This is a genomic window from Streptomyces sp. 378, assembly GCF_030124145.1.
GTDB lineage: Bacteria > Actinomycetota > Actinomycetes > Streptomycetales > Streptomycetaceae > Streptomyces.
Genome location: NZ_JASKMS010000004.1, coordinates 279,711 through 300,541 on the forward strand (window position 1 = coordinate 279,711; position 20,831 = coordinate 300,541).

At 71.1% G+C, this 20,831-nt stretch carries 19 protein-coding genes and 1 pseudogene; 13 read left to right on the forward strand and 7 right to left on the reverse strand.

What is annotated here, in order from left to right:
* The first annotated feature begins 72 nt into the window (after positions 1 to 72).
* A complete protein-coding gene (locus QNO09_RS08295; RefSeq protein ID WP_283969406.1) occupies positions 73 to 1,347 on the forward strand; it encodes an ATP-grasp domain-containing protein in 1,275 nt (424 codons plus the stop codon).
* A 90-nt stretch (positions 1,348 to 1,437) separates the two neighbouring features.
* Here QNO09_RS08295 and QNO09_RS08300 read toward each other — a convergent pair whose 3' ends face one another.
* The 4 genes from QNO09_RS08300 to asnB form a co-directional block, all read right to left on the reverse strand.
* Complete coding sequence (locus QNO09_RS08300; RefSeq protein WP_283969407.1) at positions 1,438 to 2,550, reverse strand: diiron oxygenase; 1,113 nt, start codon at positions 2,548 to 2,550, stop codon at positions 1,438 to 1,440.
* Between the two features lie 38 nt (positions 2,551 to 2,588).
* Positions 2,589 to 2,876, reverse strand: a complete 288-nt coding sequence (locus QNO09_RS08305; protein WP_283969408.1) for a PqqD family protein — start codon at positions 2,874 to 2,876, stop codon at positions 2,589 to 2,591.
* Positions 2,877 to 3,656: a hypothetical protein gene (locus QNO09_RS08310; protein WP_283969409.1), complete on the reverse strand. Its 780-nt coding sequence runs from the start codon at positions 3,654 to 3,656 to the stop codon at positions 2,877 to 2,879.
* Between the two features lie 92 nt (positions 3,657 to 3,748).
* Complete coding sequence (gene asnB / locus QNO09_RS08315; RefSeq protein WP_349636953.1) at positions 3,749 to 6,010, reverse strand: asparagine synthase (glutamine-hydrolyzing); 2,262 nt, start codon at positions 6,008 to 6,010, stop codon at positions 3,749 to 3,751.
* A 377-nt stretch (positions 6,011 to 6,387) separates the two neighbouring features.
* Between asnB and QNO09_RS08320 the strand changes: the two genes are divergently transcribed.
* The 10 genes and pseudogenes from QNO09_RS08320 to QNO09_RS08365 all read left to right on the forward strand — a co-directional run.
* The gene (locus QNO09_RS08320; RefSeq protein ID WP_283969411.1) at positions 6,388 to 7,464 is read left to right on the forward strand and encodes a hypothetical protein; all 1,077 of its coding nucleotides are present in this window, start codon (positions 6,388 to 6,390) and stop codon (positions 7,462 to 7,464) included.
* Between the two features lie 19 nt (positions 7,465 to 7,483).
* On the forward strand, positions 7,484 to 8,167 hold the full coding sequence (locus QNO09_RS08325) for a hypothetical protein (RefSeq protein WP_283969412.1): 684 nt from the start codon (positions 7,484 to 7,486) through the stop codon (positions 8,165 to 8,167).
* Complete coding sequence (locus QNO09_RS08330) at positions 8,167 to 8,898, forward strand: hypothetical protein (protein WP_283969413.1); 732 nt, start codon at positions 8,167 to 8,169, stop codon at positions 8,896 to 8,898. The genes QNO09_RS08325 and QNO09_RS08330 overlap by 1 nt, the downstream gene beginning before the upstream one ends.
* Positions 8,895 to 9,668 (forward strand): alpha/beta hydrolase fold domain-containing protein, encoded by a 774-nt coding sequence (locus QNO09_RS08335; RefSeq protein WP_283969414.1) that lies wholly within the window; start codon positions 8,895 to 8,897, stop codon positions 9,666 to 9,668. The genes QNO09_RS08330 and QNO09_RS08335 overlap by 4 nt, the downstream gene beginning before the upstream one ends.
* Positions 9,665 to 10,651, forward strand: coding sequence for a nucleoside-diphosphate kinase (locus QNO09_RS08340; RefSeq protein WP_283969415.1), 987 nt, complete (start codon positions 9,665 to 9,667; stop codon positions 10,649 to 10,651). Before QNO09_RS08335 ends, QNO09_RS08340 begins: the two co-directional genes overlap by 4 nt.
* Positions 10,648 to 11,322: an HAD family hydrolase gene (locus tag QNO09_RS08345; RefSeq protein WP_283969416.1), complete on the forward strand. Its 675-nt coding sequence runs from the start codon at positions 10,648 to 10,650 to the stop codon at positions 11,320 to 11,322. The genes QNO09_RS08340 and QNO09_RS08345 overlap by 4 nt, the downstream gene beginning before the upstream one ends.
* Entirely contained in the window at positions 11,309 to 11,503 is a 195-nt protein-coding gene (locus QNO09_RS08350; protein ID WP_283969417.1) for a (2Fe-2S)-binding protein, read from the forward strand. The genes QNO09_RS08345 and QNO09_RS08350 overlap by 14 nt, the downstream gene beginning before the upstream one ends.
* 412 nt (positions 11,504 to 11,915) lie before the next feature.
* Positions 11,916 to 12,857, forward strand: a complete 942-nt coding sequence (locus QNO09_RS08355) for a helix-turn-helix transcriptional regulator (protein WP_283969418.1) — start codon at positions 11,916 to 11,918, stop codon at positions 12,855 to 12,857.
* Between the two features lie 114 nt (positions 12,858 to 12,971).
* Complete coding sequence (locus tag QNO09_RS08360; protein WP_283969419.1) at positions 12,972 to 14,285, forward strand: MFS transporter; 1,314 nt, start codon at positions 12,972 to 12,974, stop codon at positions 14,283 to 14,285.
* A gap of 19 nt (positions 14,286 to 14,304) precedes the next feature.
* A pseudogene (locus QNO09_RS08365) lies at positions 14,305 to 14,406 on the forward strand (ABC transporter permease); the annotation flags it as partial.
* Between the two features lie 59 nt (positions 14,407 to 14,465).
* Here the strand turns inward: QNO09_RS08365 and greA are convergent.
* Positions 14,466 to 14,963, reverse strand: coding sequence for a transcription elongation factor GreA (greA, locus tag QNO09_RS08370; protein WP_062928785.1), 498 nt, complete (start codon positions 14,961 to 14,963; stop codon positions 14,466 to 14,468).
* 178 nt (positions 14,964 to 15,141) lie between these two features.
* Complete coding sequence (locus QNO09_RS08375; RefSeq protein WP_283969420.1) at positions 15,142 to 15,540, reverse strand: DUF4307 domain-containing protein; 399 nt, start codon at positions 15,538 to 15,540, stop codon at positions 15,142 to 15,144.
* 147 nt (positions 15,541 to 15,687) lie between these two features.
* On the opposite strand from QNO09_RS08375, the gene mca reads away from it, so the two are divergent.
* Together mca and QNO09_RS08385 are read left to right on the forward strand one after the other, a co-directional pair.
* The gene (gene mca / locus QNO09_RS08380; RefSeq protein WP_283969421.1) at positions 15,688 to 16,569 is read left to right on the forward strand and encodes a mycothiol conjugate amidase Mca; all 882 of its coding nucleotides are present in this window, start codon (positions 15,688 to 15,690) and stop codon (positions 16,567 to 16,569) included.
* Positions 16,562 to 16,870 carry a hypothetical protein gene (locus QNO09_RS08385; RefSeq protein WP_283969422.1) on the forward strand — a complete coding sequence of 103 codons (309 nt, stop codon included), beginning with the start codon at positions 16,562 to 16,564 and terminating at the stop codon, positions 16,868 to 16,870. Before mca ends, QNO09_RS08385 begins: the two co-directional genes overlap by 8 nt.
* A gap of 748 nt (positions 16,871 to 17,618) precedes the next feature.
* On the opposite strand, the gene QNO09_RS08390 is transcribed toward QNO09_RS08385, so the two are convergent.
* Positions 17,619 to 20,816 carry a tetratricopeptide repeat protein gene (locus QNO09_RS08390; RefSeq protein WP_283969423.1) on the reverse strand — a complete coding sequence of 1,066 codons (3,198 nt, stop codon included), beginning with the start codon at positions 20,814 to 20,816 and terminating at the stop codon, positions 17,619 to 17,621.
* Positions 20,817 to 20,831: the final 15 nt, after the last annotated feature.

The following is a 20,831-nucleotide window of genomic DNA, read 5'->3' on the forward strand; positions in this document are numbered from 1 at the left end:
CGCCCGCTCCCCGTCCGCCTCGCCACCCGCCCCTCCCGCCCCGGCCCGGGACCGACCGTAGGGACACCGCTCGTGCACATCGCCATCGTCGACGTCAATCCGCCCGCGGTGCAGGCCGTACGGCTCGCCAAGGAGGCGGGCCACCGGGTGACGTTCCTGCAGCCCGCGCTGACGCAGTACGCGCTCACGGGCGAGACCCTGAAGGCCGTACGGGCGGTGGACCGGCTGATCGACGGGATCGACACGACGGACACCGCCGCCGTGCTCGCAGCGCTGGAGAAATGCCACGCCGAGTCGCCGATCGACGTGGCGGTGACGTTCCAGGAGCTGGCCGCCGAGGCGGTGGCCGCCGCCTGCCGGAGCCTCGGGCTGTGCGGCACGGCACCCGACGCGGTGTTCACCGCCCGGCGCAAGGACCGCTGCCGGGCGGCGCTCGAGGAAGCGGGGCTCGCGTCCGCCCGCTGGGCGCTCGCGCTCGACGTGGACGAGGCACTGGCCGCGGCCGGGCGGATCGGCTACCCCGTCGTGATCAAGCCGCCGTCCGGCAGCGCCAGCCTGCTCTCGCACGTGGCCGACGACCCGCAGGAGGCGGCGGCCGCCTGCCGGAACGTGCTGACCGGCACCGACGGGGTCCCGGCGCACTGGCGGACCCAGTTCGCGCGGGGCGTCCTGGTGGAGGAGAAGCTGACGGGCAGGCTGGTCTCGGTGGAGATCGGCGCCCGGCGGGGCGAGTTCTTCCCGTTCTGCGTCACCGGCCGGTTCCGCGCACCGGAGAACGAGGTGGTCGAACTGGGCTCGTGCGTCCCCGCCGGGCTGACGCCGCGGGAGAGCGCCGACTGCGTCGCCTACGCCGAGGAGGTCTGCCGGGCCATCGGAGCCGACCAGGGGATCTTCCACCTGGAGGTGATGGTGACCGAACGCGGGCCGGTCCTGGTCGAGTTCAACCCGCGGATCATGGGCGGCGGCCTGCCGCACGCCTACCGGCACGCCACCGGGCAGGACATCTACGCCTCGTGGCTGCAGCTCATGACCGGGGAGCCGGTCGACGTCCCCGGCGGGATCATCGGCTGCACCGCCGTGTTCGCGGTCGTCCCCCGGGACGGCGGACGGCTGTCCGCGACGGCCTGCCTCACGCCGCTCGACGGGCAGGCCGACGTCGTGGAGGTCATCGGGTTCGACGCCTACCGGACCGGACCGGGCGAGACGGTCGCCCCCGGCCAGGCCGTCGCCCGCTTCATCCTGCGCGCCGGGAACCGCCGGGCCGCGGTGGGCAGGGCCGAGGAACTGCTGGGCCGGCTGGAGGGAACGCTCGGCACCCGGCTGATGACCGGCGACCTGGATGCCTGAACCACCGGGGCCCGCTCCCGCGTGTGGCGGCGCGAGGCACCGGGAGGCCGGGACGGCTCAACCGCCGGGCCGCGTAGGGCCGTACGGGGGTCAGAGCAGTCCGTACGCGCGGAACTCGTGCTCCACCATCGGGTCGTCCAGCACGTCCAGCGCCACGAAGTAGGAGATCGTCCGCTTGGCCGTCGCCCGGGTGTGCGCGGCGACGGTCGTCTCGTCGTACACCTCGGCGAGGACCTGCTCGGCGTCGTCGCGCGTGAGCCCGTAGCCCAGCAGCTCGGTGCGCACGGCGTCGGTGTCGGGCTGCAGGAAGGCCGCGATCAGCCGGGGCACCAGCAGTGCCGCCTCCCGCCGGGCCGCGGGGTCCAGGGCGGCCCACAGGTAGCGCAGGAAGGCGGCGAAGTACACGTGGTGGCGTCCCTCGTCCGCGGCGTGGTCGCGGATCGTCTCCCGCACGGCCGGCACGATCTCACCGTCGACCGGCAGTTCGGCGAGGCTGGCCGATATCAGGGTCTCCGAGACGGTCACGAAGAGCAGTTCGGCCAGGGCCCGGGTGTGCGGCGGCAGCTCCTGCTGGATCTCCTCCAGCCGCCGCAGGAAGTAGGGCTGCTCCGGCAGCACCGGGGCGATGCCGGTGGTGTCGCGGACCTGGCGCATCAAGTCCACCGAGAACAGGGCGTGGTAGGCCTCGTCGCAGTAGATCTTGTAGGCGTCGAAGCGCATCTCCTCGGGGAGTTCGACGCCGACGCTGCCCTGCGCGATGCCGAGCGCGGTGCGGTTGACCACCAGCGTCTCCAGCTTGGCGGTGAAGTCCAGGTAGCGGTAGAGGTGCTGGACGAGCACCGTGTCGAACAGCTCGGGGCGCAGCTCGGCGATGAGCGGGTGGCGCGCGACCGGCACCAGCTCCGGGGAGAAGTAGCGGGAGGCGTCGGAGGACGGCGCGCTCAGCTCACGCCGGGGCGACCGGCGGACGGTCGCCCGCTCCGACCAACGGCCGAAGGGAGAGCTGTACGAGACGTCGGCCTGCTCCCCGTCCGTCCCGGCCCCGGGCGCGAAACCGGACGCGGGCCCGGCACCGGTGATCGGCCCGGCACCGGCGACGGGTTCGGCACCGGCGGCCGGCGGCGCGCCGGCCGGGGCGAGTGCCTTGCGGGGGCAGTAGGCCAGCGCGGAGCACCCCACGAAAAGCCCGACAATCCCGCACATCGCATGGTTCCCAATCGTTGGTGAAGGTGGTGGAGGGGTCAGGCGTTCGGCAGGTCCAGGACCCTGACGTCGGCGAGCTGGCCGACCAGGTCCGCGGTGTCCGCGACCGCCTCGTCGACGTCGATGCCGTACTCCTCGGCGAGCAGGGCACCGATGCCGGCCACCGAGCGCTGCCCGTCCACGCAGGCCAGGATGAAGGCCGCGGAGTCGGACAGCTCCATGGCGTTCGGCCCGACGGCGATGAGCGTCTTGTCAGGGAACCTGCGGAAGCGTGCCGCCAGGCCGAGCCGGGGCACGACGTCGGCCGCTGAGATGGTCGGGGACATTCAGATCTCCACCCTCATGGAAAGGAGCTTGCACAGGTACATCACGTCACGGACCCACGTGGCCGGGTCGTCCTGATCGAAGTCGCGCATCGTCTCGACCGCCCAGTAACGCTCGTACGACAGCGCCTGCGGAGCGGCCGCCTTCATGCGCCGGGCCCGCCATTTCACCAGCCGGCCGTACTCCCCGTGCGCGGCGACCAGGGCGTCCACGGCGTGTCCGAACGCCTGGCGGACCGACAGCACGGCACTCGCCTCGTCGCCCGTGGCCAGCTGCCCGAGGGCGTCCTCGGCGAAGTCGTCGGCGTTGGTCAGGCAGTGCGTCACCACGGCTGCCCGGAACGCCGACTCCTGGATCAGCCGCTGCTGCCGGCGCACCCACTCCTCGCCGTCCAGCGGGTGGCAGACCAGCAGCCGCTCCAGCAGTTGCTCCTCGTCCCGGGTGAGCATCTGGCCGACGGTCCGGCCCTGGCCGAACTCCGCCCAGGACACCTTGGCGAGGATCTCCTCGACCTGGCCGGACGTCCAGTACTTGACCTCCCAGCGCCGTTCACCGAGGTAGAAGTGCTCCGTGGGCACGTCGGGATGGCTCAGCGGGACGCGGATCGTGCCGGAGGAACTGCCGGTCCACGGCTTCTCGCCCACCACGTAGATGTCGAGGTCGCTCAGGTCGTTGCCCCAGCCGCGGGCGAGGGAGCCGACGACGAACGCGGAGTCGTGGCTGTCGGGCAGCAGGTCGCGCCCGGCCAGTTCGTCCAGGCAGCGGGTGAAGTCGAAACTCATGCGGGCGTTGGCCTTCCGGGGCGCGGTCGTAAGGGGCTGGATACGGCGGGCGGCCTGCCACCGCACACGCCGGTGGCAGGCCGGTGGCCCGGCTATTCGCCCGTCGCCGGGCCGGAGAGGGTGAGCAGGCCGAACTCGGCGGACTGGAACAGCAGTTCCTCGACGTCGGCGAGTTCGCACTCCGCGGCGGCCAGGAGCTCGCCGAGGGTGCGCTGTCCGTCGATGCCGTCGATCAGCCGCTGCCACTGCGGCATCTCCTCGCCGTCGATGACGAACTGGATCTCGCCGTCGATGACCAGGTAGCGCAGGAGCGGTTCCTTCTGGTCGGTGAGCAGCAGGACCGAGTCGTCCAGCGCGGGCACGAGCGCGTCGTGCAGGTCGGGCCGCCGCAGCACCCGGGCCTCGATACCGTCGCGCTCCGCCTCCCAGTCTCCGACGATCAGTTCGACCGGGACCGGAGCGGGCGTGGCCTCCACCGGCGGCGTGGGCGGCTGCTGCAGCATCACGTCCAGCAGTCCGAGGTTGACCGCGCGCAGCAGGAATTCCACGTGCCCGGAGGAGGGGTCCTGCTGCAGGGCGCGCAGGGTGGCACGCGCGTTGTCGGCGTCGAGGTACTCCTTGGCCCGCGGGCCGGACAGGGCTTCTTCGAGCAGGGCGTCGCCGTCCGCCGCGAGCATGCCCGCGAAGGCGCGGTAGGTGTGGCGGATGCCGTCGCCGTAGAAGAACCCGACCTTGGTCCGCTCGGCGAACTCGGCCGGGAGCACCCCGCCGAGGCCGTCGCGCAGCAGGCGCTTGTCCCAGGTGAGCCGGGCGCGCAGCGACGGCGGGACACAGGCGGAGAGTTCCACGAGACGGTGGTCCAGGAAGGGGACCCGGGCCTCGATGCCGCTGCCGGCGGCCGTCCGGTCCTCGTGCCAGCAGTTGTACTGCTGGACGTCGCGGTACTTCCAGCGCAGGTACCGCTCGTAGGGGTCCTCGGCGGGCGTCCCGCGGCGCAGCACCTCGGCCCGCACCAGCGGCTGCGGGGACTGCTCCCACCAGGCCGCGAGACCGCGGTGGCGATGGCGGTCGTCGCGCAGCGCCATGCCGTCGATGCCGGACGCGAACTGCTCCCAGTCGTCGCCGAAGCCGGCCGTGTAGCCACCGTTGAACTCGTCGCTGCCGCCGCCCAGCAGCATGCCCTTGATCTCCGGGAACCGGGCCTTGACGAAGCGGTACAGCTCCCGCTTGTAGAAGACCTCGGGACCGCACTGGGGACTCTCCAGCAGCCACAGCAGGTTCTTCCACTCCTGCGCGGCGGGCACCTGGGAGATGTCGAAGAGGACCTGGTGGTTGTCGAGCCCGTAGTGCCGGGCGACGCGATGCCCGTACATGGCGTCCTCGTTGGCGAGGGTGCTGCCGTTGAGGGCGGTGAAGGTGCGGGGGCGGATGGTGCTCAGGGCGGCGATCGACGCGGAGTCGACACCACCGCTGAGGAAGAGGCCCACCTCGGTGTCCGAGGTCTCGCACTCGCGCACCGAGTCGGCGAGCGCCTGCGCGTACCGCTCGGTGAACTCGGCGGGGGAGAGCTCGTCCCGCAGATCCGCCGTGCGCGGGAAGGACCAATAGCGGTGATTCTCGGTACTTCCGTCACGCAGGTCGATCGTGACGACGGTCGCGGCCGGCACCAGTTCGACACCGCGGAACCAGGTATTGGGCGCGCCTTCGACGAAATCCGGCGCTCCGGTGAGCGCCTGGTCGGAAAGGGCGCTGTCCCAGTCGAGTTCGCGCGGACAGGCAGGGTCTTCGAAGAGCGTCTTTATCTCGGAGCCGAAGACCATGCGCTCGCTGTTCCGGTGATAGAACAGCGGCTTGATGCCGAACCGGTCTCGAGCGAAAAGGAGACGGTTTCTCTTGCGGTCGTAGAGGACGATCGCAAACATGCCCCGGACGTCGTCCAGGAACCGGAGGCCCTTTTGCTGGTAGAGATGGACCAGCACTTCGCAGTCGCCGGAGGTACGAAGGCGGACGCCGGAAGGCAGGGTCGCGGCCAGTTCGCGGTGGTTGTAGACCTCGCCGTTGGCGATGAGGATCACGTCGCCGTCGGGGCTGTGGATCGGCTGGCCGCCGTTGGTGGGGTCCACGAGGGACAGTCGCGTGAAGGCCAGGCCGACCGGCCCGGTACGCAACAACTCCTGATCGTCGGGGCCTCGATGGGCCACGGCCCGCGCCATGCGACGCAGAAGGCCGTCAGTGTCCGGCGAGAGCACCTGCCCATCGGTGCGGGCCAGACCTGCAAGGCCGCACATATTCACCTCACTCGATCTCGGAGTACTCCGGAAAAAAAGGATTTGCGCCGGGGCGCCGTGGTCCATAGAACCTCGGCGCCCCGGCGCTCACATCACACGACCGTGCTGAGGACGGTCCCGAAGGCAACCTTCTTGGTGGCCGGCTTGGTGTACTTCTTCATGTGGAATCACCTCCTTTTCCTGTGGAATAGGCGAACCATCAGGTTCCGGTGACCGGAGCCCGTCGGCTTCGCTGGAACGACACTAAGCCGCCGGAGCCGATCAGCGCACCTTCACCATCCTGCACTGCATGATGCTGAACTCGGTGCGGACTGGTAGCAGCGCAGTACGGTGAACGACAATCACTAAGGCCAACTTATTGGATTGGGAGTTGTCTCGTGGAATCCACTGCAGCGAGCGGGTCTAGGTCGCCTATGGCGAATCCATGGAGTGGGCTGCCGCCCGTGGAGGTCCATTGCCATGGGTTCGGTGACGTCGATTTCTCGGACTTCACCAAGGTCGACCTCGCGCGCCTCGACGCCTGGTGCGCGAGCGAGGGCGTCCTGAGCCTGCCCACGATGTACCTCCACCGGCAGCAGCTCGCGGAGTTCGAGGCCTTCGTGCACGAGTACCACCGCATGCGGGGCGAGGGACTGCTGCCGCACGTCGCCGGCATCGCCCTGGAGGGGCCGCTCCTGGCCAGTCACGGCGGTACCCCCGCGGCCACCGTCTGGGCCCCCAGCAGGCACGAGTGGGAGCGCCTCGCGGCCCTCGGACCGTACGGACTGACGTACACCGTCCTGTCGCCCGACGCGTTCTCGCCCGCCTCCGAACTCCAGGACGAGCCCACTGCCCGCGACACGGGCTTCGACTGGCTCATCCCGCTCCTCATGGCCCACGGGATCCGCCCCGCGCTCGGCCACTTCACCCGTGCCGACCCGCTGCGCAGCGCGGAACAGGTCGACGAGATCGTCGAGCTGGCCTGGCAGAACGAGTGGTCCGGCACCGGCGTCCGCGTCGTCACCGACCACCTGTTCAACGACATGCCGCTGCTGATCCGGCACGCCTTCCGCAGTGCCCGGGCGCGCGCCGAGCGGGACGCCGTCATCGCCTCCTACGACCTGCCCGGCTGGACCCTCGACCAGATGCCGCGGATCGTCGGACCGGTCCCGGCGGCCATCATGCGTCAGGCGGCGGCCGGCCGTATCGGCGCCTGCATCAACTTCGACGGGGAGCACGTCGACCTGGCCATCGCGACCCGTGCCGTCCAACTGATGGGCGTGGAGAACTCGATGATGATGACCGACCGCTGCGACTCCGCACGGCTCGGCGGCCAGGACCTGCACCACCGCGTGGACAACGCCCTCTGGTACCAGCAGGACGGGATCGTCGCGGCCGGTTCCGTGCCGCTGGCCCGTCAGATGGCCAACGCGCAGTCGCAGGGTCTGTCCCCCCAGGACGTCCGCACCCTCGCGGCCGGCACCGCGCACCGGGTGTTCGGACTGCCCGTCCGGTCGGAAGCCCGCCTCCCCGTCGCGTAATCCGAAGAAGGAGCCCCACATGCTTGACGCACTCGACCGGCTGGTCGTCGACTGGTCCGATCTCCCCAAGGCCCGCGCGCAGACCAAGGAGATCCTCACCGCGCTCTCCGAGGACAAGGCGGCACTGACGCAGCTGCTGGAGCGGGCGCGCGAGGAGGAGGACCTCTTCGACAAGTGCGAGCACCACCGGCTGCTCGACAAGCTCGTCATCTACGACGCCCTGGACCGCGGCTTCCGCATCCGCGTGCACGTCTCGACCGAGGACCACCGGGACCGGCCGCACGACCACCGGTTCACCTTCACCTCGCTGATCATGCGCGGCCAGTACAAGCACGTGCGGCACGAACTGACCGGGCGTCTCTCGGAGGAGGACATTCCGCGCAGCGCCCAGGACGACTTCGACGCCGTGCCGACCGACCTGCGCGTGGTGCCCCGGTTCGTCACCAACGAGCAGGCGGGCAACTGCTACACGCTCCACCACAGCGAGATCCACACCACGTACACCACCCCGGACACCGTCTCGCTCTTTCTGCGCGGCCCCGCGGAGAAGGAGCGCTCGATCATCACCGAGCGGGAGACCGGCCGTGTCTGGTGGCGCTTCGGCGAGGACAAGGAAAAGACCGAGCGCCGCGGCAGCAAGCGCATCAGCAAGGACTACTTCGACGAACTCACCGGCCGCCTGCGGGCCATGGAGGTGCTGTGATGGTGACCCGCCCCGGCGACGACCTGATGTATCTCACCCCGTCGATCCTGCTGAACGCGCCCTCCGAGCAGGACATCGCCAAGGCCGAGGCGCTCATGGCCTCGCTGCCCAAGGTGCGTTGGGACGACCTGGAGGCGGCGGCGGAGATCACCGAGGCGATCGCCCACCGGCTCGGCGACGACCGGGCGCTGCTGCGCACCCTCGTGGGCCGTGCGCTGCGCACACCGGAACTGCGCGAGAAGTTCGAGTGCCACGCGCTCGACGACAAGATCGTGATCTGGGACGACCAGGACAAGGGCCTGCGCATCCGGCTCCGGCTCGCCAACACCGACCAGTACGAGCGGGTCCACAACCACCGCTACAGCTTCACCGCCTACATCCTGCACGGCGCGTACCAGCACACCCTGTACGCGACCGACCAGCCGCTCGACGAGAGCGCCGACGTCTCCCGTTTCTGGCCGTACTTCGTGCGCGAGGAGCCGGCCGGCCGGTGCATCACGCTCGACCACGAGCAGTTGCACACCACCATCACCGAGCCCGAGACGATCTCGCTGATGATCCAGAGCCCCGCCCGCAAGCAGCGCGCCTTCATGATCCGCCGCGACGACGGGACCGTCTGGTATCGCCTGGGCGCCGCCGAGGAGTCCGCGGAGCGCCGGGCCGAGGTGCGCATGTCCGACGAGCGCATGCACCACTGGCTGTCGCGACTCGAAGCGTTCGGCCTCCTGTGAGCACGGCCTTCGGTCACCTCCGGTACGGACCCTCCGGGTGGCAGCGCATCGACCTGTACGGGCCGGCGGAACCGGAGGACGGTGACGTGTCCGTCGCCGAGACCCCGCAGGCCGCACCGGTGGTGCTGGTGCACGGCGGTTTCTGGCGGCACGACCGTACGGCGCAGGATCTGGAACCGCTGGCGTTCGCCCTGGCCGAACTCGGCCACCGGGTCGCCGTCCTGGAGTACCGGCCGAGCTGGGACGGCGGGGCCTGGCCGGGCGCCGCCGAGGACTGCCGGGCGGCCCTGCACCTGCTCGGCCAGAAGGACAGCACCTGGGACGGCGCGGTGCTCGTGGGCCACTCCGCGGGCGCCCATCTGCTGCTCGCCGCCCTCCAGGAGCAGGCCCGCGGGGCCCGCGTCGTGCTGCTCGCCCCGGTGACCGACCTCGCCGAAGCGGCCCGCCTCGGGGTCGGCGAGGGAGCCGTGGAGGTCTTCCTGGCCGAACACCGCGCCGCCGGTGGGACCCACCGGGAGGCGACGCCCGTGCTCGCGCCGGCCGACGCGGCCTCCGTCACGGTGGTGAGCGCGCAGGAGGACCAGGCCGTACCGGTGGAACTCACCCGCCACCAGCTGGACCACTGGCCGCAGGACGGACCACGGCTGACAACGGTGTCCGTGCCCGGCGCACGCCACATGCATCTGGTGAACCCGCAGCGCCCCGCCTGCCGGACCGTGATGGAGCTCATCGGCGGCGGTGCCGCGACCGCCAGGAAAGAGGACAGGTGACCACGACGACCACCGCCGCCCCGGCGCCGGCGGACCTCCACGTGCCGGGCACGACCCGCTCGGCCGTGCTGCCGCGGGCGTTCGACTCCCTGACCGTGGACCCGCGCAAGCGGGATCTGTACCGCCTGGACCCCTACGCGCGGGAGGGACTGGAGCTGTTCGGCTCCCCCAGCGAGCGGGCCTGGCTGCACGCGAACACCTTCGTGGTCCTCAAGCCGGACGCCCTGGCCGGCCGGCGTGGTCCGCGGGTGCTGGACATCCTGGAGGAGGAGGGCTGGAAGCCCTTCGCGGCCCGGCCGTTCCCCTTCGACCCGGTGCTGACCAGGGAGATCTGGCGCTACCAGTTCAACGCCGCCTCACGGCAGCGCATCGCGGTGGTCGACCACCTGCTGGGCTCCGGCCCGTCCGCGCTCGTCCTGCTGCGTGACACGCGTAGAGCGGGATCCGGCCTTCCCGCGAGCGTACGGCTGACCGCCGCCAAGGGAGCGGCCGACCCCGCCTCCGCCCACGGCCGTGACCTGCGCACCCGCTTCGGCCGGGTCAACGGGCTGTTCAACTTCGTCCACACCCCGGACGAACCGGCCGACCTGGTACGGGAGTTGCGGCTGTTCACCTACCGCACGGGGACCGCCTGGCTGCGCAGCGCGCTCACGCAGAGCCCGCCCGCCGAGGGGCAGCCGTGCCCGGCCCGGAGCCTGGTCGCCGAGCTGGAGCGGGACATCCCGCTGCACGACCTCGCGGCGGAGCCGAGCCTCGGCCGGCTCGCGGGGCGTACCGACCGGTGGGGCGCGCTCGCCCGCGAGCACCGCACACGTGACGCGGTCCGGCACTGGCTGACGGCCCTGGGCGACGCGGAGTTGCCCCCGGGCGCCGCCCGCTGGGACGTCCTGTCGGTGCTGACAGAATGGATCGACTGCAACGAACCAGGTGTCGCGCCGCTGCTCGCCACCGTCGCGGCCGCCGACTGGAGGAACGAAGAGTGAGCGCCCTTCCCCCCGCCCCGCAAGCGGTCGTCTTCGACTGTGACGGACTCCTGGTCGACACCGAGGTCTGCTGGACCAGGGCCGAGACCAAGATCTTCGCCGCCCATGGCCACGACTTCGGCCCGGAGCAGAAGGCCCTGGTCATCGGCCGTACGCTGCAGGGCGCGGGCGAGGCGATGGCCGAGTATTTCGGCAGGCCCGGAGCCGGCCGCGAGCTCGCCGCCGAACTGCTCGGCCTGGTACGCGAGGAGCTGGCAAAGGGGGCCGACGCGCTGCCCGGCGCCGCCGAACTCGTCAAGCGCTGCGCCGCGACCCTTCCGGTGGCGGTCGCCAGCAACTCCCCCCGGGAACTGCTCGACACCGCGCTCACCTCGTCCGGCCTCGCCGACTACTTCCCCGTGTCCTTCGCGGCCGACGAGGTGATCACGGCCAAGCCGGCCCCCGACCTTTATCTGGTGGCGTGCGAGGCGCTGGGCGCCCTCCCGGGTCGCTCGGTCGCCTTCGAGGACTCCGCCACCGGCATCGCGTCGGCCCGGGCGGCGGGCCTCTACGTCGTCACCGTGCCCTCCCTGCCGGGCGCCGTGCTGGACCACGACTGGATGGCCTCCTCACTCGCCGACGCCGAACTCGTCCGCTGGGCGGAAGGACTGGGCGACGGTGTCCGGCAGTGACGATCCGCTGATCTGCCTGTGCGCGCGGGTGCCCGAGAGCAAGATCGTGGCGACGATCCGGGCGGGCCACCGCGACGCGGCGGCGGTGCGTGACGAGACGGGGGCCGGATCCGGTTGCGGGGACTGCGTGGTGGAGGTCGAGGACCTCATCGCCTGGACGGATTCCGCCACGCGCGCCTGACCGCTGCCCGCATCCCCTCGGGCGTAGGGCCGAATTCAATCGTCCTGGCTTGAACTGTGTCTCAAAACCGTACTGTCGAGTGCCTGTAGGAACCATACGCTTACTCTCCGCTTGCCCAATTCGGCAGTGTCTGAATGCGGCAGGTGCGGCGACGACAATTCCGGGGGGCTTAGCGCGGATCCTGTGATGTGGCCAGGTCCGTCGTCCGCAATATCCTCGTGTGGAGACAGGGATCAGTCCATCAAGGGCCACGATGGCTGGTCTGCTTGCGCGTGTCAGCGCAGAGGGGGACAGTGTGAGTAGTTCACCACTGAAAGAAATAGCGATTGCTGATGCCACGTCAGAGGGCGAGGCGGATCCGCAGCGGGTGTATTCGCTGGCGGTCCGGCAGAGGCAGGTCACACTGGGCGGCTTGAGTGAAACCCTCGGCTGGAGCAGGGAGCGCACAGCCGCCGCCGTCGAGAAGCTGTGCCATTACAACCTGCTGGTTTCGGTCCATCAGGACGGAGAGACCTACAGCGTCTCCACTCCGCGCCATGCGGCATCGAGACTCCTCGCGCCGCTCGACCGGCAGATCGAGAGCCTGGAACGCGAGGCCTTCCGGCTCCGCGCCGACTTCGGCAAGTACCAGGTCGCCTACGACGAGGCGGTCGCCGGCTCCGACCGGGACCTGGAGTTCGTCACGCTGGTCGGCCACGACGCCATCAACGCCGAGCTGGAGCGGGCTGCCGCTCGGTGCCAGGAGGAGGTCCTCACGGCCCAGCCGGGCGGAGGCCGGAGCGCGGAGAGTCTGGAATCGGCCTGGTCGGCCACCAAGGACATGCTGGAACGCGGCATCCGCATGCGCACGGTCTATCAGCATTCCGCCCGTTTCAGCCCGGCCACCAGACGCTACGTCAACCAGGTGATCAAGTACGGCGGACAGGTCCGCAGCCTCGAGGAATTCGCCGAGCGCCTGATCATCTTCGACCGCAAGGTCGCTTTCATCCCGGCCCGCAGCGATCGCGAGGTCGCCCTCGCCATCCAGCAGCCGGCCATAGTGGAATTCCTGGTCGGCATCTTCGAGCGGGCCTGGCTCCTCGGAACTCCCTTCCCCTCCCAGAACCGTGCCCCCGATGTGCAGGTCCTGCTCTCGGGTGTCCGCCTGTCCATCATCAAGCTGCTCGCCGACGGTGAGACGGACGAGACCATCGCCCGCCGTATGGGGTTGAGCGTGCGGACCTGTCGCAGCCATATCTCCAAGATCTACGAGACGTTCGGAGCGCGCAGCCGCTGCCAGTTGGGCGTCTTCATGGCCAACTCGGGTTTGCTCGGCGGGGGCGCCGACGACGTGGTCGGGGAAAACGCGAGTTGACGCCGATCGTGCTGTGCCCGCAACGCCCGAAGCGTAAGAGTCAGCGAAATCAGCGAGAGTGGCAAGCTGTGCAAGAACTGCAATTGCTGCGATTTTCATGGAGGTTGGGGACCGGTGACGGCCGACCAGACGACCAGATCTGATGGGACATCAGATATCAGCCGGACGGCGAAGGGGTCGACGCAGGACGCGGCGAGCGGGTCGACACAGGCCCCGGCGAAGGGGGCATCCCTCTTCTGGCGATTCTGGACCGCCACGACGATCAGCGGTGTCGGCGACGCGGTGACCACAGTCGCCCTGCCCCTCCTTGCCGTCAGTGTTCTACACGCGTCGAGTTTTGAGGTCAGCCTCCTCCCGGCGGCCCAGTACGCCGCCTGGATCGCGATCGGCCTGCCCGCGGGCGTCATCGTGCAGCGCCTGCCGCTGCGTGGCACCCAGGTGGCCATGGACGTCATCAGGGCCGTCGCGGTCCTGTCCGTGCCCGTCGCGGCCCTCCTCGGCGTCCTGCACCTGACGCAACTCGTCGTCGTCGCCCTGGTCGTGGGCCTGGCGACGGTGGTGTTCGACGTCGGCAACTCCACCTTCCTGCCGTCGATCGTCAGCAAGGAGGAACTGACCGCGCGCAACAGCCTCACCTCGGGCTCCGCCTCCGCCACCCAGATGGGCGGCCCGGCGGTGGGCGGTGTGCTGGTCCAACTGTGCGGCGCGGCCGTCAGCCTCGTCTTCGACGCCGTCAGCTACCTCGTCTCCGCGGTGCTCCTGCGCAGCCTGCCGAGACCCGCGGCCCCGAAGCCACCGCAGGCCGAGCGCGAGTCGACCCTGGCGCTCATCAAGGAGGGCTGGCACTTCGTCGTCCGCCACAAGGTCATCCGGCTGTGCGCGGCCGCGGCGACCCTGGTGAACTTCACTCTCGGTGCGCTCATGGCGCTCATCCCCGTCTTCCTCGTCAGGACGCTCGACGCCCCGGCGAGCCTCGTCGGCGTCCTGATCGCCACCGAGGGACTGGGCAGCTTCATCGGGGCAGCCGTCACCACCACCCTGGCCAACCGCTTCGGCAGCGCCCGTACGATCCTGTACTCGACCCTGGCCGGCGCCTGCGCCGCCCTCCTGATGCCGCTGGCCGGCAGCGGCTGGAGCCTGCTCCTGTTCGCCCTCGGCAACGTGGGCGTCGGCGCGGCGGCGGTGGTGCTCAGCGTCCTGGCCCGTACCCACCGCCAGACGGTCACCCCGCCCGAACTCCTGCCCCGCGTCATGGCCACCGTCCGCTTCGTCTCCTGGGGAGCGGTCCCCGTCGGCGCCCTCACCGCCGGCATCGCCGGCACCCTCCTCGGCAGCCGCGGCGCCCTCTGGCTGATCGTCGCCGTCGGCTTCCTGACCCCGCTGGCCATGTGGACGAGCTCCATCCGTGGCCGCAGGGACCTGGACTGAGACACTTCCCGCCCGTAGGCCCGTCCGGCACCCCGTCCGGGCCTCGCTGATCTACTCGATCCTGATCCTGGTGGCCTTCCGGACGCTGGCGGTGCGCAGGTGCCGCTCGGCGACGGCGTGAGAATGCCCCCGGTGCCGCGCAGCGGCACCGGGGGCATACCAGGGCTCGGAGGGGGTGGGTCAGCCCTCGTACGGCTCGGCCTTGAGGATCTTCACCAGGGCCTTCTTGCCGTTCGGCAGCTCGTACTCCGCGTCCTCGCCGACCTTGTGGCCGATCACGCCGGTGCCCAGCGGGGACTGTGGCGAGTACGTCTCGATGTCGGAGCTCGCGTACTCGCGGGACGCGAGCAGGAACGTCAGGGTGTCGTCCTCGTCGCCGTCGAACGCGATCGTGACGACCATGCCGGGAGCCACCGCGCCGTTCGCCGCGGGCGCCTCGCCGACCTTGGCGTTCTCGAGGAGCTGGGTGAGCTGGCGCACACGGAGCTCCTGCTTGCCCTGCTCCTCCTTGGCCGCGTGGTACCCGCCGTTCTCACGCAGGTCGCCCTCTTCGCGCGCCGCGGCGATCTTCGCGGAGATCTCCGCCCGCGCGGGACCAGTAAGGTGCTCAAGCTCAGCCTTGAGCTTGTTGTACGCCTCCTGGGTCAGCCAGGTGACGTTCTCGCTGGTCTGGGTCACAGGTGCTCCTCGTAGGTACTGGGAATACAAAGCATCGCCCTACACAGAAGAATGTTCCTTCACGGAAGGGCGAAACCACGAGCCTAACAATTCAGGAGCCCCAGGGGGAGGACATAAGCGACCAGAATAACGTCAATGCAGGTCAGGCCGTACGTATTCCTGGTGACGCACGCTGTGGTCAGCCGGCGTGGCAGCCCAGCAGCTGGGCCGTCGTCCCCGGGGAGGTCGTACGGAGTGTGACGACCTTGTCGATGCGGGTGTCGTCCCCGTCGAAGCGGAAGTCGGCCCGGCCCACCTCGGCCCCGTTCTCGGCCTGCGAGCGCACGGTGCAGTAGCCGTCGGTGCCGGCGTCCTTGCGGACCTCCAGATGCACCCGCACCGACTCCTTGCCCGGCTCGAAGCTGATCACCTCGGCGCTGATCTCGTTCTGGGCGACGTAGTGGTAGCCGAACCAGCCGACGAGCCCCAGCAGCGCCACCGCGAGCACGGCCCCCACGACCTTGAGCGTGCGGTCGGCGCGCTCCTCCGAGGAACGGCCGTAGCGGCCCTCGGGCAGTCGCGTGCTCGCCGTACTCATGATCGTCCTCCAGACCGGGCCGGGACGAAGGTCCCGGAAGGGGCTCCAGGACCGGGCCCCGGAATTATTCGCCCCCCGATTCGGTCACTATAGAAGCCGCTGATTGCGCCGACGCACACAGGGCGCCGACTTACTGAGGATTGAGTCTTGACTGACCAGTTGCGACTGATGGCCGTTCACGCCCACCCCGACGACGAGTCGAGCAAGGGCGCCGCGACCATGGCGAAGTACGTGTCCGAGGGGGTGGACGTGCTGGTCGTGACCTGCACGGGCGGGGAACGCGGCTCCATCCTCAATCCCAAGCTCCAGGGCGACGCGTACATCGAGGAGCACATTCACGAGGTGCGCAAGAAGGAGATGGACGAGGCCCGGGAGATCCTGGGCGTCAAGCAGGAGTGGCTCGGCTTCGTCGACTCCGGGCTGCCCGAGGGCGACCCCCTGCCGCCGCTGCCGGAGGGCTGCTTCGCCCTGGAGGACGTGGACCACGCGGCCGGGGAGCTGGTGCGCAAGATCCGCGCCTTCCGCCCTCAAGTGATCACCACCTATGACGAGAACGGCGGCTATCCGCACCCCGACCACATCATGACCCACAAGATCTCCATGGTGGCGTTCGAGTCGGCGGCGGACACCGAGAAGTACCCGGAGGCGGAGTACGGCCCCGCCTACCAGCCGCGGAAGCTCTACTACAACCAGGGCTTCAACCGCCCGCGCACCGAGGCCCTACACCAGGCGATGCTCGACCGCGGCCTGGAGTCCCCCTACGGGGACTGGCTCAAGCGCTGGGAGGAGTTCGGCATGAAGCAGCGCACGCTCACCACCCACATCCCGTGCGCCGAGTTCTTCGAGATCCGCGACAAGGCGCTCATCGCCCACGCCACCCAGATCGACCCGGACGGCGGCTGGTTCAAGGTTCCGATGGAGATCCAGAAGGAGGTCTGGCCGACGGAGGAGTACGAGCTGGCGAAGGCCCTCGTCGATACCTCCCTCCCCGAGGACGACCTCTTTGCGGGCATCCGCGACAATGCCTGACATGAGCGCAAGCGCAAGCCTGGCAATGACGCACCTCGTCTCCTTCGCCAAGGAGGTCGACGAGGACAAGGTCACCCCCGGCGTCCTCGGCTTCATCGTCTTCGCGGCGATGGCCGTGGCGGTGTGGGCCCTGATGAAGTCCATGAGCCGGCACATGAACCGGGTCGACTTCACCCAGGTCCCCGACCCGAGGGCCGACCAGCCGGAACACTCCCCGGCGGACCCGGCGGACCCGTCGGGGAAGGACACGGAGCCCGCGGAAGCCGAGCCCTCCGGCCAGGGCGGCAAGAAGCAAGGCTGACCCCCTGGAGCGGCAACCCCCGTCGGTGTCCGGCACCACGCGCCACCGAGGGGCGCGCCGCGCGCAGCCGAGGATCGCCGCCGACGGGCACCCGGCCGCGGCGAGAAGCGCCGTGACGGGCACCGGTCCGCAGGGAGGAGCGCCCGGGACGGGCCTCGCGCCTTGGGGGAGCGCCGCTGACGGAAGTCCCGCGCATCTGCGAGGCACGCTGCCGACCGGGGCCCCCGTGCGGGTGGTCGGCACGCGCCGTCGCCGGGTACCGATCCGCAGCGAGAAGCGCCGCCGACGGGCACCCGGCCGCGGCGAGAAGCGCCGTGACGGGCACCGGTCCGCAGGGAGGAGCGCCCGGGACGGGCCTCGCGCCTTGGGGGAGCGCCGCTGACGGAAGTCCCGCGCATCTGCGAGGCACGCTGCCGACCGGGGCCCCCGTGCGGGTGGTCGGCACGCGCCGTCGCCGGGTACCGATCCGCAGCGAGAAGCGCCGCCGACGGGCACCCGGCCGCGGCGAGGAGCGCGGTGGAGGGGCACCGCGCGCCTTGGGGAGCGTCGCTGACGGAAGTGGCTACGCACCTGCGAGGAGCGCCGCCGACGGGCACCCGGCCGCGGCGAGGAGCGTCGCTGATTGGAAGCCCCGCGGAGCCCCGCGGAGCCCCGCGGAGCCCCGCGCATCTGCGCGAGGAACGCCGGGCGGCAGGGGCCCCGCGTCAGTCGGCTCACGGTCGGCCGTGGCCCCACGGCCGGCCGTGGCCTACGGCTTCGGCTCCACGGCCACGCCCATCACCTCGCGCGCATGCCGGTTCGGCACCATGCCGAGACGCCAGGCCTGCCAGCCCGCCTCCAGGGTGATCCCGCGCTCCAGCAGCAGCTGGTACGCGTCGAGGTAGTCGTCCAGCTTCTGGTCCCGCAGGGGGTGGCCGGCGCGGGACAACTGCGCCAGTTCCTCCTGGGCGACCGCCGTGCCGATCTCCACGCCGCCCGGGGCGGCGTAGGGGAGCAGGGTGCAGCGCAGGAAGCGGGCCCAGTCCCCGCCCCGGCGGTCGCCGTACGACGCGAACAGCTCCACCGCCTCGTCGCACAGGCCGAGAGCCTGCTGCGTGCGGGCGTTGCCCGCGTCCACGACCGCCAGCTCCAGGCAGGTCCACGCCTCGCCATGGGCGACACCGATGCGCCGGAAGTCCGCCCGGGCGTCGACCAGCAGCTGCCGCGCGAAGCCCGAGTTCCGCAGGGAACCCGTCTGGGCCGCTCGCTGGTCGCGGGTGACACGGGCCGAGTGGTGCCGGGCACAGGCCAGGCCGTACACATCGCGCATCCGCGAGAACATCGTTCGGGCGCGTTCCAGCTCGCGGACCGCCTGGTCGAGGCTGCCCGTCTCCTCCAGGGCCTGGCCCAGGTAGTACAGCGTCCAGGCCTCGCCGCGCGCGTCTTCGTTGTCGCGGTGCCGCGCGGCGGCCCCGCGCAGCTCCTCCACCGCCGGCGACGCGTCCCCGGCCACCAGCAGCGCCCGGGCCAGCTGCGTCAGAGCCCAGGCCTCACCACGGGCGTCACGGGTCCGGCCGTACAGCTCCAGAGCCGCCCGCAGCTCCGACTCGGCACGCGGGACGTCCCCCATGCGCAGACCCAGCTGACCGAGCTGGAAGTGCGCCCACGCCTGGCCGTGCACGGACTCGCCCCGGCGATGCAGGACCAGCGACTCGGTCAGCAGCTCCAGCGCCTCCGCCAGCCGGGCCCGGTCCCGCTCCACCGCCGCGAGCGCGTGCATCGTCCACGCCCGGTCCACGGCCAGCGCGGGCGAGGCCTGAAGCGCGAGGGCCTCACGCAGCTTCTCCGACGCCTCGGTCAGGTTGCCCTGGTGGTGCAGGGTGATGCCGAGGGAGCACAGGGCGCGGGCCGCACCGGCGTCGTGATGGGCCTCCCGGTAGAGGTCCACGACCGACGTGAGCGTCGTGCGGGCCTTGTCCAGCTCGCCCAGCTGCCGCGCCGCGATACCCGTACGCCACTGCACCGAGCGGACCAGCAGGCCCTCGTCCACCGCCTGGGCCAGTTCACTGATCTCGCCCAGGCGGTAGAGGTCTCCCCGCAGCAGGCAGTAGTCGCACAGGGCGCCCAGCAGGTTCAGCACCGCCGCCTGGTCCACGCCCTCGGCATGCCGCAGCGCCGCCGTGATGAAGCTCGACTCGTCGTCCAGCCAGCGCAGCGCCTCGTCGAGGGACGTGAAACCGTACGGGCTGAAGCGGTTGGTGCGGGTCGACATGTTGCCGTCGACCATCCGCAGCACCGAGTCGGCCAGCTCGGCGTAGTTCACGATCAGCCGCTCCTGCGCCGCCGTGCGCTCGGTCGGCTCCTCCTCGTCGAGAAGGCGGGCCTGGGCGAAGGAACGCACCAGGTCGTGCAGCCGGTAGCGATCGCCCCGGACGTGGTCGATCAGGCCGGCCTCCGTCAGGGCCCGCAAGTGGCGCTTCGCCTCCGCCTCGTCGGTCGCCAGCAGCGCTGCGGCAGCGGCGGCGCCCAGCGAGGCCCGCCCGGCCAGGGCCAGTCGGCGCAGCAGCCGCCGTACCGTCTCCGACTGGTCCGTGTAGCGCAGCCATAGGGCACGCTCCACCGGCTCCACCGGGCCGTACGCGGCCAGGTCCGCGGCCAGCGCGCGCGGGGAACGCGGACCCAGGCACGAACCGGCGGCGCGCAGCGCCAGCGGCAGCCCGCCGCACAGCTCCCGGAGCCGGTCCGCGGACTCGGCGTCGTACGGTCCCGAACGGTCCTGGGCCACCGCCCCCAGCAATTCCTCCGCGCCGGCGGCGTCCAGCGGCGCCACCGCCAGCTGATGCACCCGCGCGGGCAGCCCCGCCGGCTCCAACGGGCCCCGCGCGGTCACCAGCACCAGACTGTCGGACCGCTCCGGAACCAGGGCGCGGATCTGCTCGGCGTCCGCGGCGTCGTCGAGGACGACCGTCACCGGCAGGCCCGTCAGATGCTGGTGGTACAGCTCGCTCAGCCGTTTGACCTGCTGGTCGGGGGAGGAGCGCTCACGGAACAGCAGCTGCTCGCGGGGCGCGCCGAGCCGGTTCAGCAGATGCAGCAGGGCGTCGCGGGTGGACAGTGGGGACTCGCCCGGCCCGTCCGCGCGCAGGTCGACGACGCAGGCACCGCGGAAGTAGTCCTTCAGATCGTGCGTGGCGTGCACCGCGAGCGTCGTGCGGCCGCTGCCGGGCGTGCCGTGCAGCACGACGACCGTCGGCTGCGTCTCCGTGCTCGCCCGGGCCGCCTGCACCCACTGCCGGATCTGCGCCAGCTCGTGCCGCCGTCCCGCGAACGGCTCGGCCGGTTCCGGGAGCTGCCCGAAGGACTGCTCCAGCACGTTGCGTCCGCGCGCCGCCGCGCTCTTGTCCGCGCCCCGCAGCCGTGGCCCCGTCTTCTTCGGCCCGGTCGAGGCCGCGAGCACCCGCTGCTGGTCCAGGAACGGGCGGATGCCCCGCACCTCCAGCGCGGTCAGCCACTGCAGCCGCAACTGCTCGGGCCCGCCCGGCTGGCTCGCGGCCCCGGCGCGACGGCTCGCGGCCGGCAGATGCGATCCGACCACCTTCACCACCGTCGCCGCCGCTCCCGCGACACCCACCGTCGCACCCGCCCCGAGAGCGGTCCCGGCCCCCGTGCCCAGCGCCATGTCGGCGGCCACGGCCGCGACCGCCGCCACCCCGGCCACCAGCAGCGCCGTCCCGGCCCCCTCCCGGGCGTAACGCTGCCCGAAGGTCTGCTGACCGGCCGCCGCCTCGTCCAGGGCGCGCGTGTAGGCCTCGTACTCCTCGGACGCGCTCCGCGCCATCGTGTCGAGCGCCCCGCGCGCCCGCGCCAGCAGCACCTTCCCGTCACTGCGCCCGCCCGAGCGGCGCACCTCCTCCTCCACGGCCCGCACCAACAACCGCTCGGCCTCCGCCCGATGACCGTCCCGCATGTCACGTCCCCCTCC